Source organism: Paenibacillus sp. FSL W8-0186 (assembly GCF_037969765.1).
GTDB lineage: Bacteria > Bacillota > Bacilli > Paenibacillales > Paenibacillaceae > Fontibacillus > Fontibacillus woosongensis.
Genome location: NZ_CP150207.1, coordinates 4,947,810 through 4,962,500, shown reverse-complemented (window position 1 = coordinate 4,962,500; position 14,691 = coordinate 4,947,810). Strand labels below are relative to the sequence as shown.

Here is a 14,691-nt window from a genome sequence, read left to right as displayed (position 1 = left end):
TTTGACTGGGGCGGTCGCCTCCTAAAGAGTAACGGAGGCGCCCCAAGGTTCCCTCAGAATGGTTGGAAATCATTCGCAGAGTGCAAAGGCAAAAGGGAGCTTGACTGCGAGACTGACAAGTCGAGCAGGGACGAAAGTCGGGCTTAGTGATCCGGTGGTACCGCATGGAAGGGCCATCGCTCAACGGATAAAAGCTACCCTGGGGATAACAGGCTTATCTCCCCCAAGAGTCCACATCGACGGGGAGGTTTGGCACCTCGATGTCGGCTCATCGCATCCTGGGGCTGAAGTAGGTCCCAAGGGTTGGGCTGTTCGCCCATTAAAGCGGTACGCGAGCTGGGTTCAGAACGTCGTGAGACAGTTCGGTCCCTATCTGTCGTGGGCGTAGGAAATTTGAGAGGAGCTGTCCTTAGTACGAGAGGACCGGGATGGACGCACCGCTGGTGCACCAGTTGTTCCGCCAGGAGCATAGCTGGGTAGCTACGTGCGGATGGGATAAACGCTGAAAGCATCTAAGCGTGAAGCCCTCCTCAAGATGAGATTTCCCAATTAGTAAGACCCCTTGAAGACGACGAGGTTGATAGGCCTGAGGTGGAAGTGCAGCAATGTATGGAGCTGACAGGTACTAATCGGTCGAGGGCTTATCCAAGATACCCCAAAAAGTGAAGCGGAGGCTTCGAAGAGTATAACGAATACTTTTCGGGGACCCCGGTGAACCAAGTAGGGGCTAACACGCAAATGAAGTTTCGTATCCAGTTTTCAGGTGATCAATTCATCTGAGCACGTTTGGTGGCAATGGCGGAGGGGTTCCACACGTACCCATCTCGAACACGACCGTTAAGCCCTCCAGCGCCGATGGTACTTGGACCGCAGGGTCCTGGGAGAGTAGGACGTCGCCAAGCAACGGAAGAAGCACTGCTGATCTTTGTATCAGCGGTGCTTTTTTTTGTTTTTTCTAAGTGATGTTTGCATTGCATCAAACACGTTCTTACGGACAAGAGATCCGCTATTTGCTGTTCTTATGCGAAATCGCTAAGCGAACGGACACAGAAGGCGCTATTCAGTGGAAATGCCCCTCAAAGCCATGAGTTTTACATCAATAGAATCCCTTGTGTCCGTTAGGCCCAGAAAAAGCAGCATTTTTGCGAAATAGCGGAACTAAGGTCCGTAAGAGATAAGCAAAAATAGAGACAGCAAAAAGACAACCAGTACTCTGTTCAAATGATCGCTGCAGTGAAAATAGAAGTAAGTGTATTTTATGCATTAATTTTGCCACACTTTTAAAAGTTACTTGGTCTAAATGTAATTCATGCAGTAATAATACGTTAATTTGCTTAAATCCTTGTAATAGCCTGAAATTAAGTGTAGGTTCTCCAGTTAGTTCCCCGCCATTCGCAAAAAACGTACAACTAAATGTAGGAAATATATCTAGATCCTACTTCCAACCCACCTCTGTAGCGTCCCAATTGGGCAAAGGATTCGTTAGCTAGCCATTTACTATTGTCTGGTTAATCTAAGCTTGCTGAGTGATCCTGCATATATTAATGATAAATACTGTGCACATGGTTAGAAATAACGTTTTGCCCCTGCATATGCGGCGCCATAATAGTCATCTCCAAAGATGTATTCCAGTTGTACTCCGTCCCGCGGATCCGTATCAGCGTTAATCATCAAATCGTTTCCTAAATAGATTGCAACGTGAGTGATTGTTTCTGAACCATGCTCTTTAAAAAATACAAGATCCCCTTTTCTTAATTGATCTTTTGGCACATAGGTTCCATATTGATATTGCCAATTGGAGGTTCGTGGCAATTTGATGCCCGCTCTGCCATACACGTATTGAGTGAATGACGAACAATCCAAGGCAACCCAAGGTTTTTCCCCGCCCCAAACATAAGGAACATCAAACTGATCCTTTGCCACGGCAATGATGTAATCCGCTTTCTCCTCCCAATTGGCGTTGGGTGGTATGGATGGTGGTGCGGTAGGGACATTGATTACTAGACCGGGGAAAATGTGCTGAGGATCTTTTACCTTTGGATTGGCTTCAAGCAAATAGGAAAGGGGGATCCCATTACTTTGGGCAATGCTCCAGAACGTATCGCCAGCTTGTATTTTATAAGTGGTTCTGGATACTTCGTTCGCCGGGATTAATCCAGGGGCCGGCTTATGACCGTGAGGCAGGCTGATCAGCAAACCTCTCCAAATATTTTCTGGATCCACTAAGGAATTGATCTTTTGCAGCTCGGACACGTCTACATCAAAATCCTTGGCAATGGACCAGAATGTCTCTTTGCCCTTGGCTGTATATTGATCGTATGGAACCGCAAAGCATGTTTGCGGGAGGATTGCATTTACAAATACAACGGTGGCGATAATTAGCTTTTTCAAATGAACTCCTCCATTTACTTTTCTATAGAATATCCTGATCTGCAGTTTACTTATCCAGAGAACATGTTTTTTCTTGAGTTTCGAGATAATACTAGGGGCCGCAGGGTCCTGAGAGGCATGATATTACTAAGGCAAAAGGCACAACCCGCTGGGAGCTGCGTAAACCGCACGCTGGAAGCTTCGTAAATACTAAGAAGTATCGTTGTTTTTGAATCGGTGTGTTTTTGTACAGCTCCGTATTTTGACTGGAATTTGGCACCTAACGGAAAGGAGAGCCCCTATTTATGGTTTTTGTACGAATTCAGCACCACAACGGACACAGAAGGCGCTATTTAGTGAAGTTCGTTTAAAAACACATCAAATTTGGGCAAATAAGTCCCCCTGTGTCCGTTAGGTTCGAAAAAAGCGGCATTTATGCGATTTAGAGGAACTAGGGTCCGTAAGAGTGCAACATAACTAAAAGACAGCAGCCTTAGGCTGGTTTAAAGACCAAAAGCCGGCACAAAGGCTGGCTCAAAGACTTTACTTAAGGGTCTTGCTCAAATATTTGTCACGAAGCACGGATTGGCTCAATGCATTGACTCAAATACTCGACTCAAAGGCATGACCTAACAACTTCGACTCGAAGGCGGATTAATTCAAAGTACTGACTCAAAGCACGGCTTCAAAAGCCTGACACAAATCTCTGACTCATCAGGCCTGGCTGAAAGCACCCGATCTTAAGCACCCAGCTCTAGTCACGCCTTTTTAGAGTGCTTTCTTGAATAACTTCCCCTCCTCAGGTTACACTGAGAAGTATAAGACACCTCTTGGCAAAGTATGAAATTGTGATATAATAAAGTTAAAGTCAAAGAAAGTCAAAGTCAACAAACGGTAGCCATAACGAATTATACGGAGAACTTTGCCGGACAAAGGCGGCATGTCGTGTCGGCTTAACGTTTGAGCATGGGAGGGATGATGGATTGCGTAATATCTCCGATATTATCGAACAATATCTCAAGGGTATTTTGCATCAAAGTCCTGAAGGAACCGTTGAAATTCAACGCAATGATCTGGCTGACCGGTTTTCCTGCGTTCCATCGCAAATCAACTATGTAATCAGTACCAGGTTTACCCTTGAGAAAGGGTACTTGGTTGAAAGCAAACGGGGCGGCGGCGGTTACATCAGGATTCGGCGTATCGAGCTGCCTGGTCCGACCAGCCTGCATACCCATTTGCATCATACGATTGGCGATGAAATGGGTCAAACGGCTGCGGAAGGGCTAATATATCAACTGGAGGAGGCTCGTTTCTTGAACAGCCGAGAGGCGGCACTCATGCGAGCGGCTATCTCCAGGGAAGTCTTGATGCTAAAACTGCCTGAACGCGATCGGCTTCGGGCAAGAATCATGAAGGCCATGTTGATTTCACTTTTAGGTTAACGAGTCTATCCGTAAGGGAGGGGACGTTCCATGCATTGTCAGGAATGCGGCAAACGACCTGCAACATTGCATTTTACCAAAATTGTGAACGGCGAGAAAACGGAGTTTCACATTTGTGAAACCTGTGCCAGAGAAAAAGGCGAGCTTATTCCAGGGACTTCAGGCGGATTTTCGATCCATAGCCTGCTGTCCGGACTGCTGGATTTCACCCCTGGCAGTCACGCCCACGGGACCAAGGCACCCGAGAACCTGCGCTGCGAAGAGTGCGGGCTGACTTATTCCCAATTCAGCAAGCTTGGGCGTTTTGGATGCAGCTCCTGTTATAAATATTTCAATGACCGTCTTGACCCGCTCTTCAAGAGAGTACACGGCAATACGGTTCATGTAGGCAAAGTGCCCAAAAGGGTTGGCGGGCATATTCAAATCAAGCGCAAGCTCGATGACCTTCGCAGAGAGCTGCAGTATCGGATTCATCAGGAAGAATTCGAGGAGGCCGCCGCCCTGCGGGATCAAATACGCGAGCTTGAGAAGAACATTTCCGAGGAGTAGGAGGAGTGGGCGATGGCAAATCTTCGGTTTACAGAACAACCGCTTAGCGAATGGATGAGAAGCGGAGGCAAGGAGTCCGAAATCGTCATCAGCAGCCGTGTCCGAATTGCGCGAAATTTGCTGAACAGGCCATTCCCTATGCTGGCGACCAACCAGCAATCCGAGGACGTGCTGAATCAGCTGGAGAGCGTACTGCAAGATCAAAGGATGCAGCAGTTCGGGCCGTTGTCTTCGGTTCTCCTAGCCGATTTGGATGAGCTGGACAAAAAAGTGCTCGTTGAGAAGCATCTCATCAGCCCGAATTTGGCTAATGAGTCCAGACACGGCGCCGTCTTTATCAGCGATGACGAAAGCCTCAGCATCATGGTGAATGAAGAGGATCATTTGCGTATTCAATGCCTTTATCCCGGCCTGCAGATTGAGGAGGCTTGGGAGAAGGCGACCGCGGTGGATGATATTTTCGAGGCACAGGTGGATTATGCCTTTGACGATAACCGCGGTTTCCTTACCAGCTGCCCTACGAATGTAGGGACAGGACTTCGGGCCTCCGTCATGATGCATTTGCCGGCGCTGGTTCTAACTCAGCAAATAAATCGAATCCTGTCGGCTGTGTCCCAGGTCGGATTGACAGTCCGCGGCATTTATGGCGAAGGCAGCGAAGCGACAGGGAACTTGTTTCAAATCTCAAATCAGATTACACTGGGACAAAGCGAATCTGAAATTATTGAAAATTTGTACAGCGTCGTGATGCAGATCATCGAGCATGAGAAATCGGCGAGGGAAAGACTGCTCTCCGAATCCCGCCTGCGAATGACCGATCGCGTCATGCGCTCCTATGGCATTTTGTTATATGCAGCGATTATAGACTCTAAGGAGGCGGCGCAGCGGCTGTCCGACGTCAGACTCGGCGTAGATCTGGGATTGATCGATACGCTGCCCGTACAGGTACTGAATGAATTGAATGTCATGACCCAGCCTGGTTTTTTGCAGAAAAAATTTCAGGTCAGCATGTCTCCGGGCGAACGCGATATGTACCGCGCTAAGCTGATCCGAGAGAAATTGGGTAAATAAGAAACAACATTCATGGAGGTGTAGGAGTATGATGTTTGGAAGATTTACGGAGCGTGCCCAGAAGGTTTTGGCACTTGCCCAAGAAGAAGCCGTACGGTTAGGGCATAACAATATTGGAACAGAGCATATTTTGCTTGGTTTGATTCGTGAAGGGGAAGGAATTGCCGCTAAGGCATTAATCGGGCTTGGACTGGGTCTTGAGAAAATCCAGGACGAAGTAGAGACGCTGATCGGCCGCGGCCAGGAGCAACCGGCGAATATCGCTTATACGCCGAGAGCCAAGAAGGTTATCGAACTATCCATGGATGAAGCTCGCAAGCTCGGCCATACCTATGTGGGAACAGAGCATATTCTGCTTGGCTTGATTCGTGAAGGCGAGGGCGTTGCTGCCCGGGTATTGAACAACCTGGGTATCAGTCTGAACAAAGCGCGTCAGCAAGTGCTGCAGCTGCTGGGCAGCAGCGAGGCTGTGTCCAGTCATCATGGCACGCCAGCTAACGTGAATACGCCGACGTTGGATAGTCTAGCTCGCGATTTGACGGAATCCGCCAAAGAGAGCAATCTTGACCCGGTTATCGGCCGAAGCAAGGAAATCGAGCGGGTCATTCAGGTGCTCAGCCGCCGGACGAAGAACAACCCGGTGCTGATCGGTGAGCCTGGCGTAGGGAAGACAGCTATTGCTGAAGGATTGGCTCAGAAGATTATCAATAATGAAATTCCGGAGACACTGCGCGACAAAAGAGTCATGACCCTCGATATGGGTTCTGTCGTAGCCGGTACGAAATATCGCGGCGAATTCGAGGATCGCTTGAAGAAAATCATGGATGAAATCCGTCAAGCCGGGAATATCATCCTGTTCATTGATGAATTGCATACCCTGATTGGGGCAGGCGGTGCGGAAGGTGCCATCGATGCCTCGAACATCCTGAAGCCGGCGCTGGCCCGCGGCGAGCTGCAATGCATCGGGGCAACGACGCTGGATGAATACCGCAAGTATATCGAGAAGGATGCTGCGCTTGAGCGCCGTTTCCAACCGATAACGGTTGATCAGCCTTCCGTTGACGAAGCCATTCAAATTCTGCATGGACTTCGCGACCGCTATGAGGCCCATCACCGCGTTAAGATTACCGATGAAGCGATTGAACAGGCGGTTAAGCTGTCCGACCGCTATATCCAGGATCGCTTTCTGCCGGATAAAGCCATCGACTTGATCGATGAGGCGGGCTCAAAGGTAAGACTGAACTCTTATACGGTACCGCCTAATCTGAAGCAGTTGGAGAGCCGTCTGGAAGACATCCGCAAAGAGAAAGACGCGGCTGTACAGAGCCAGGAGTTTGAGAAAGCGGCAGCACTGCGCGATACGGAGCAGAAAATCCGCGAGGAGCTCGACGTCACGAAGAATCAATGGAAAGAGAAACAGGGCCGTACCGACTCCGAAGTTACGCCTGAGGACATTGCACAGGTTGTAGCAAGCTGGACTGGTATTCCAGTCAATAAGCTGAAGGAAGAGGAAACGGAAAGACTGCTCAATATGGAGCAAATCCTGCATGAGCGTGTTATCGGGCAGGACGAAGCCGTTAAAGCGGTCAGCCGGGCGATTCGCCGGGCGCGTGCCGGTCTGAAGGATCCGAAGCGTCCGATGGGCTCCTTTATCTTCCTAGGCCCAACTGGGGTAGGTAAGACTGAGCTGGCGCGGGCCCTGGCCGAAGCCATGTTCGGCGACGAAAATGCGGTTATCCGCATCGACATGTCCGAATATATGGAGAAGCACTCCACGGCTCGTCTCGTTGGCGCTCCTCCAGGATATGTTGGTTATGAAGAAGGCGGCCAGCTGACGGAGAAAGTACGCCGCAAGCCATATTCGGTCGTACTCTTGGATGAAATCGAGAAGGCGCACCCTGAGGTATTCAATATTTTGCTGCAAGTGCTGGAGGATGGCCGTTTGACGGACTCCAAAGGACGTGTGGTAGACTTCCGCAATACACTGATCATTCTTACCTCGAACGTCGGGGCCGAAGCGATCAGACGCAATACGCGGCTTGGCTTTACTGCCGTAGACGACTCCGGGGCGGATTATGACAATATGAAAGGCAAAGTGATGGAAGAACTTAAGAAGAGCTTCCGTCCAGAATTCCTCAACCGGATCGATGAAATTATCGTATTCCACTCGCTGGAGCAGAAGCATATCGGCGAAATCGTTACGCTGATGGCAGAAGAGCTTCGCAAACGGCTGCATGAATACGAGGTGGACTTCGTTCTGACCGATGAAGCCAAGGAGTTCTTGGCTAAAGAAGGCTTTGATCCAGCTTATGGAGCGCGTCCGCTTCGCAGAGCTATCCAGAAGCATATCGAGGATCGATTGTCTGAAGAATTGCTGACCGGAAACGTCAAGAAAGGCGATTCGCTGACGATTGATGTGGAGGATGGCAGCTTGACCGTGAATAAGACGGGGGCTTTTACCAAAAGCGCCAAGTAAATGAATAGTGAGCAAAACGATCTGAATCGTATTGCAAAGCGAATGCAAGACAGCCTGGGAATTTCGGTTTCCGGGGCTGTCTTTTCTTCGTATTTCCCATATTTGTATAAAGCGCCCGAAAAACCTTTACGTTAAATCAGAAACAGTGGTAAACTTTGAGTGTTACCCTTAGTGGTTTGGGCTGCAAGGTTTGTTAAATTTTGCAGATATTTTAAGGAGAGAAAAATGGTTAAAGTAAAAACAAAGTTTTTTTGCACGGAGTGCGGATATGAATCGCCGAAATGGTATGGGAAATGCCCGGGGTGCGGTTCATGGAACTCCATGGTCGAAGAAACGGAGAAAGTCGTAAAGACGCAGGGGATGTCCTCTGGTCTATTTCATACGAAAGAAAAACCGCTGCCCATCATAAACATAGAGAGCGGCAAAGAACCGCGCATCGTCACTGGTATAGGAGAACTGAACCGGGTGCTTGGCGGCGGAGTCGTACCCGGCTCGCTCGTACTGGTCGGCGGTGATCCAGGAATCGGAAAATCGACGCTGCTCCTGCAGACATCCCACGAAATGGCTCAGGCCGGATTGAAAGTACTTTATATATCCGGGGAGGAGTCAATCAGGCAGACGAAGCTGAGAGCCGAGCGGCTAGGAGCCTTGTCGCAAGAGCTGTATGTCCTCTGTGAGAGCGACATGGAAGCCATTGAATCGGCGATCGACGAGCTGAAGCCGAATTTCCTCGTCATCGACTCGATCCAAACCGTATATCTGCCGGAAGTGACAAGCGCGCCGGGAAGCGTATCCCAGGTTCGCGAATGTACTGCGCGCTTCATGCGCATTGCCAAAGGGCAGGGGATTGCCACGGTTCTGGTCGGGCATGTGACGAAGGAAGGAGCCATTGCCGGGCCAAGGCTGCTGGAGCATATGGTGGACTGCGTGCTGTATTTTGAAGGAGAACGGCATCACTCTTACCGCCTGCTTCGGGCGGTGAAGAACCGCTTCGGTTCTACGAACGAAATCGGCATATTTGAAATGAACGAATCCGGCTTGACCGAAGTAACTAACCCTTCGGAGCTGTTCCTATCCGAGAGGCCGCTTGGTGTCGCGGGCTCCACCGTTGTGGCGAGTATGGAAGGAACACGCCCGATGCTCGTGGAACTGCAGGCTCTGATCGCATCGACACATTTTCCTTCCCCGCGAAGGATGGCGACGGGTGTAGATCACCATCGGATGGGACTGATTATCGCCGTACTGGAGAAGCGGATGGGTATGTTCCTGCAAAATCAGGATGCTTACGTGAACCTTGCTGGCGGAGTGAAGCTGGATGAGCCGGCCGTTGATCTGGCGATTGCTGTTAGCATTGCTTCCAGCTTTCGCGATATTCCGACCAAGCCGGACGATGTCATCTTCGGGGAAGTTGGGCTTACCGGTGAAGTCCGGGCCGTCTCCAGGGCTGAGCAGAGGGTGAAGGAGGCAGCGAAGTTAGGATTCAAACGCGTTATTCTGCCGGAGAAGAGCATGAAGGGCTGGCAGAGTCCCGCAGGAATACAATTGATTGGCGTAAATACTGTTGCAGATGCGCTAGCTGTTGCGTTAGATTAGGGGGCATTAAGTTCATGAAGGAAAACACCCATGCGGAGAAAATGAATGATTTACTCAGACTCGTCGCGCCCGGCACCGCTTTTCGCGATGGACTTGAGAACGTGCTCCGGGCCAAGACCGGTGGGCTGATCGTTGTGGGATACAGCCCGGAAGTGATGGAAGTAGTTGAAGGAGGCTTCTCCATTAACTGTGACTTCTCGCCGAACTACTTATACGAGCTGGCCAAAATGGACGGAGCCATCATCATGAGCGAGGATCTTAAGAGAATATTGTATGCAAATACGCAGCTCATTCCCGATTCATCCATCTCCTCGTCGGAGACGGGGATTCGCCACCGGACGGCGGAGCGGGTAGCGAAGCAGACGGGCAAGCTGGTCGTCTCGATCTCCCAGCGCCGTAATATCATCACGTTATATCAAGGCGGGCTTCGTTATTCCCTGAAGGAGATTGGGGTTATCCTGACGAAAGCGAACCAGGCGATCCAAACCCTGGAGAAATACAGGGCTGTTCTCAATCAGGCCCTTACGAATTTGACGGCATCCGAGTTCGAAGAGCTGGTGACGATGCCCGAGGTCATTAATGTGATTCAGCGGGTTGAAATGGTGATTCGGATCAAAATGGAGATCAAACGGTTCATTAACGAACTGGGCTCCGAAGGCCGGTTGATTAGTATGCAAATGGAAGAGCTGGTTAGCAATATGGAGGAAGAAGCGTGGCTGTTATACAAAGACTATGCTAAGGAAGACAGCGATGAAGCCATTCGGGAAATTATCCTTGGATTGAAGCGATCCAGTGACGATGAGCTGCTTGAGATGAGCCATATCACCAGACTGCTCGGTTATCCGGCTTCGGCGGCAATGTCTGAAGACTTAGTGTCCCCGCGAGGTTATCGCGTGCTGAACAAAATCCCGCGTCTCCCGAACGTCATCATCCATAACCTTGTCGAGCGCTTCAAGCATCTTCCAGGGGTGCTGATGGCGACGATCGACGAGCTGGACGAAGTGGACGGCATTGGCGAGGTTCGGGCCAGAACGATCAAAGAAGGTCTTAAGCGGCTGCAGGAACAGGCTTTTATCGATAGGCAAATTTAAGCCTGTATGCCTGCGGGCCGAGTTTTCTTTTGGGAATTAAAGTAATTTGCTTCATAATCCGATAATAAGATTATTGGAAATCTATACGAGGTGAAGAGATGATTACAAAATCACTTCCGAATGTATTTACCCTGGGAAACTTATTTTTAGGGATGCTAGCCATTATTTTTGCTTTTGACGGCAAATACAGCATGTCCGCGATCATGGTCATTGTGGCGATGCTGCTCGACGGGCTGGACGGGCGGGTTGCGCGGGCGCTTGACGCCCAAAGCGAATTCGGCAAAGAGCTGGACTCATTGTCGGATATTATATCGTTTGGCGTCGCCCCTGCCCTGTTAATGTACTCTATTGCTTTTAACGGGATACATCCGGGGATTGCTTGGGCTGTTACGGCTATCTTCCCGATGTGCGGCGCGCTGAGATTGGCTCGATTTAATGTCCAGAAGGGAGTGCCGGGGTATTTCATCGGCCTGCCGATTCCAGCCGCGGGCGGTGTCATTGCCACATTGTCCCTGTTTCACAAGAATATGACGGCTCCTTACTTCATTTGCGGCATATTGCTCGTATCATACTTGATGGTTAGTTCCGTAAAGTATCCCAACTTCAAAAAGATCGGCCTTCCTAAAAAGGGAATTGCTTTAGCGCCGCTCGTTATCCTGCTTGCAGTCATGGTTGCGGTTCTTTTTCCAGAGGAATTATCCAAGCTTATCTTTATCCCGCTTGTCGTTTACGCAGCCTATGGCCTGAAGCAGAGCTTCGACAAATTGCTCCACCGCGGCAAGCAGGTAGATGACGATGAGGCCGAGGAAGCTTATCACAATCGTTGATATGTATTAATAAAAGCATGAGCGTCGGAGATCACGGCGTTCATGCTTTTATCTTTATTGGACTTATAAGTTTTACGGCCAAGCCGCATCGCCCGCAACTTATTCAAGCAAGTTCTGCAGTGATCAGGTCAGGTATACGTCTGTGTGCCTGAACGCACCATACTCTTTCACACGGGACCTTAGAGGGTTGGTTAAAAAAAGTTTAACGAATCTCATCCACGTTATTTGTGCATATTTGCAGCGATTTTAAAACCTAACGGTTCTTAGCCACCCTATTTACTGTGTATCCTCTGTTTTGGGGAGGTAAGGGATGAAATAACGTTGCCAGGATTCGTTACATCTTGGCTGAGGTGATTTTTGGACAAATAGCGATCGTAAGATTCGTTACACACGTTTTGGTCACATATGCGCGTCTCTGGTTTGGTTGCTCGCGTATGGGTCATTATTACTCACGTCCTGCTCTCCTTGTTCACGTTCTGGTCTTGCTATTGAGCGTTCCGGCTTCATTATTCAAATTCTGATTTCGTGCTAACGTCTCTGGACTCATGATCACGTTCTGGTTTGTTATTTACATCCCAATTTCGTGACCACGTCTCACTCTCGTTAAGGGTGTCCCTTGTCACGAGGAGCTTGTATGTTCAAGGCCGGGCATTGTAGTCTGCTAAGTGCGATCAGCAGCAAGTATTGGTTGGCTGGCAAGATGGCGAAGATCTTTCGTGTCCTATATTGCATCTCGTAAAGGAGAAGGTGCCTGGTACATAGCGGTACTAAGTTGGCTCCTGTGAGCTCCTGTAGTCTCTTATAGGTTTGTAGCCTCTTATAGGTTCATGTAAGTACCCTTTAGGTTCCTGAGCGGTATTCCTGTTAAGAAGGATTGCTATAGTAGTAGAGCGTACTCGCAAGGGGACAAGCAGAACATGGCAGGCAGCTTTCCGAGTGAAGCGAACGAGGAAGGGATATACAGTAAGTAGTTCCGGGGAATAGAAGCGTTCCTAAACATGACGTACCTGAATGGGGAAAAAAGCGTGCCTAGGTAGAGCCTAAGCGCCGTCCAACGCAAAGGAGTTCCTCGGTATCCCTCACGCTATGTCCATATGGTGAGTTCAGAGGCACAGCCCTTGGGCCCTCCCTTGGCAGGGAGGGGTGGGGGTGGGTGCAAAAAATACATCTATGATAAGTTAAACAATCCTAAAGTGGCACACTTCTGCGATTCCCGTCGGACGACTTCATCCATGTCGATCTCCAGCAAGTTACAGAGAGCAGACATATAAAAAAGGTTACGTCCCAGCTCATTGGTAACGGCATCCCGGCAGTTCTCGCAAAGTTCTCCTTGAACATGCTTGCGGATCGTTTCCTTGGCATGCTGCAGATCCATGCCGGGTTCGAATTGCTGTTTTGTGGCGTGGAGCTCGATGCAACCGCATTCAGTCACCGATTTAGTGACGGAGCGGACGACGGACGCATTGGTTTGTCCCAATTTGGACAGGACATCTAGCAAACTGCGGTGACGGAGTAACAAATCAGAAACTTGTTCTTGAAAAGATTGCAGGCTTTGAGCGCTCATTTTTCCATCCACCTCAAATATTATGAATTGAGTTCATTATATGCCACAATTTCCCCTCATATCAAGCTGGAATTGCCGTAATGATGGGGATTGTCCCATTTTTTCATCAGAAAAAAACTCGAATTTTGTAGTTTGTCTTCGTAATCGATCATCAAATATCTGACGCGTATCCGGGTCTCTCATCACAAATACAAAACAGCCTGGCATAAGAGTGGCCGTATCGTTGGCCCTTATGCCAGGCATCATGTCGAGCATCGACAAATACAAGATTTAGAAAAGTGTCCGTGCTTCCTATGAATTATTCGAAGCTATTCTGGTATTCCGCTAAAGCAGCTTCCATCGCCTGTGCCCATTCATCCAGGAAGTCCTGGGGACTCACTTTTCCCAAGAGTACGGATTGGAAGCCGGGCTCCAGTACGTTGAGCTGGATGGAGGAATAATCCGGCAAGTAAATCGGCGGGATCAGCACCTTGGTCGCCGGATCGGCAATGGCCTCGGACAAGGCCAGAATGTGCTGGCTGCTTTTAACCCAATCACTGTTTAAGGAGTCGATATGAGTCGGCATTTGGCCGATATTTTGATTCCAGTAGTTCTGACTTTCTTCACTGGCCAGGAAGGTCAGGAATTTCCAGGCGGCATCTTTATGTTTGGAAGATTTGAAGATCGCCAGGCCTACATTGTCGCCTCCGGTAATGACCCGGTAGCCTTGCTGCGATTTCGGCAATGGAGAAGCCTTGAATTCTGCGGCATTCGCCCCGAATGCCTTGGTATGTTCCCCATAGGAGCCTAAATTATGCTGAAGCATGGCGGCGATTCCCGTATCGAAAACCGCGACCATTTCCTTGTAACCATTGGTTACGTCACTGGTTGGCGTGTTTGTTCCATAGAGCTGCACATATTGATTCAGAAATTCTACATGGGCAGGATCATTGACCGTTGCTTTGCCGTCCTGATCGAAATAGTCGGTAATTCCAGAATAGGCGTATAAAATCTCTGTCAGCTGCTTGGAGCTGCCCGAGCCGCCGCGTATCGTAAACCCGTAACGGTCTTTTGCAGAATCAGTCAATGCATCCGCCGTAGCAAAAAATTCATCAAAGGTTTGCGGCACGCCTATACCCGCATCCTCGAACCAATCAGCGCGATACCATAAGGTGCTGTAGTTGCTGGTATTCGGAATTTGATACAGCTTCCCGTCCGGTGCGGAGCTGCGGCTGCCGTCGATCGCGGAGGCTGCGATTTTGTCCTTCTCGCTCCAGCTGCTGTAGTAATCCTCCAGGTCCAGCAGAACCCCTTTGGCTACGAAGTCGGAAATCCAGAACTGGTTGATCCCGCCGATATCCGGCATATCATCAGAAGCAATGGCGACATCGTACTTCTGCTTGGCGCTTGAAGCGGGCAAGCCTACGTATTCGACCTTAATATTCGGATGGGCCGCCTCAAAGCGTTTGATCAACTCCTCGTAATGCGGGGTACGCTGCGGACCGGAGTTTTCATCCCAAAATGTAATCGTCACTGGTTTGCCGGGACTGTTGTCACTATGGTTACCGCTATTCCCGCTATTACTCCCGCCTTGGCTCTCTGTCTTATTGGAACCGCAGCCGGTTAGAGCTAAAGCAAGAATTAGAACGATAGCCAGTATTGCGCCTGTATATTGTCTCATGTGCATCATGTGAGATACCCCCTATAATCGCTCGAATAACTTCATATG

Annotated in this window: 10 protein-coding genes and 2 rRNA genes (1 of these 12 cut by a window edge); 9 read left to right on the top strand and 3 right to left on the bottom strand. The window is 49.5% G+C overall.

Going from position 1 to position 14,691, the window contains the following annotated elements; genetic code table 11:
* A 23S ribosomal RNA gene (locus MKX50_RS22355) occupies positions 1 to 649 on the top strand (it extends 2,407 nt beyond the left edge of the window).
* Between the two features lie 136 nt (positions 650 to 785).
* Positions 786 to 902, top strand: a 5S ribosomal RNA gene (rrf, locus tag MKX50_RS22350).
* 664 nt (positions 903 to 1,566) lie between these two features.
* Here rrf and MKX50_RS22345 read toward each other — a convergent pair.
* Entirely contained in the window at positions 1,567 to 2,391 is an 825-nt protein-coding gene (locus tag MKX50_RS22345) for an NlpC/P60 family protein (RefSeq protein WP_339157794.1), read from the bottom strand.
* A gap of 962 nt (positions 2,392 to 3,353) precedes the next feature.
* On the opposite strand from MKX50_RS22345, the gene MKX50_RS22340 reads away from it, so the two are divergent.
* From MKX50_RS22340 to pssA, 7 genes are all read left to right on the top strand, one after another.
* Positions 3,354 to 3,812, top strand: a complete 459-nt coding sequence (locus MKX50_RS22340; RefSeq protein WP_155613386.1) for a CtsR family transcriptional regulator — start codon at positions 3,354 to 3,356, stop codon at positions 3,810 to 3,812.
* A gap of 30 nt (positions 3,813 to 3,842) precedes the next feature.
* Positions 3,843 to 4,361 carry a UvrB/UvrC motif-containing protein gene (locus MKX50_RS22335; protein WP_155613385.1) on the top strand — a complete coding sequence of 173 codons (519 nt, stop codon included), beginning with the start codon at positions 3,843 to 3,845 and terminating at the stop codon, positions 4,359 to 4,361.
* Between the two features lie 12 nt (positions 4,362 to 4,373).
* On the top strand, positions 4,374 to 5,432 hold the full coding sequence (locus tag MKX50_RS22330; protein ID WP_155613384.1) for a protein arginine kinase: 1,059 nt from the start codon (positions 4,374 to 4,376) through the stop codon (positions 5,430 to 5,432).
* A 28-nt stretch (positions 5,433 to 5,460) separates the two neighbouring features.
* On the top strand, positions 5,461 to 7,908 hold the full coding sequence (gene clpC, locus MKX50_RS22325) for an ATP-dependent protease ATP-binding subunit ClpC (RefSeq protein WP_155613383.1): 2,448 nt from the start codon (positions 5,461 to 5,463) through the stop codon (positions 7,906 to 7,908).
* A 225-nt stretch (positions 7,909 to 8,133) separates the two neighbouring features.
* A complete protein-coding gene (gene radA, locus MKX50_RS22320; protein WP_155613382.1) occupies positions 8,134 to 9,501 on the top strand; it encodes a DNA repair protein RadA in 1,368 nt (455 codons plus the stop codon).
* A 14-nt stretch (positions 9,502 to 9,515) separates the two neighbouring features.
* The gene (gene disA / locus MKX50_RS22315; RefSeq protein WP_155613381.1) at positions 9,516 to 10,592 is read left to right on the top strand and encodes a DNA integrity scanning diadenylate cyclase DisA; all 1,077 of its coding nucleotides are present in this window, start codon (positions 9,516 to 9,518) and stop codon (positions 10,590 to 10,592) included.
* Between the two features lie 98 nt (positions 10,593 to 10,690).
* Complete coding sequence (gene pssA / locus MKX50_RS22310) at positions 10,691 to 11,419, top strand: CDP-diacylglycerol--serine O-phosphatidyltransferase (protein WP_155613380.1); 729 nt, start codon at positions 10,691 to 10,693, stop codon at positions 11,417 to 11,419.
* A gap of 1,168 nt (positions 11,420 to 12,587) precedes the next feature.
* Here the strand turns inward: pssA and MKX50_RS22305 are convergent.
* Together MKX50_RS22305 and MKX50_RS22300 are read right to left on the bottom strand one after the other, a co-directional pair.
* A complete protein-coding gene (locus tag MKX50_RS22305; RefSeq protein ID WP_155613379.1) occupies positions 12,588 to 12,983 on the bottom strand; it encodes a DUF1573 domain-containing protein in 396 nt (131 codons plus the stop codon).
* A gap of 298 nt (positions 12,984 to 13,281) precedes the next feature.
* On the bottom strand, positions 13,282 to 14,652 hold the full coding sequence (locus MKX50_RS22300) for a sugar ABC transporter substrate-binding protein (protein ID WP_339157793.1): 1,371 nt from the start codon (positions 14,650 to 14,652) through the stop codon (positions 13,282 to 13,284).
* Positions 14,653 to 14,691: the final 39 nt, after the last annotated feature.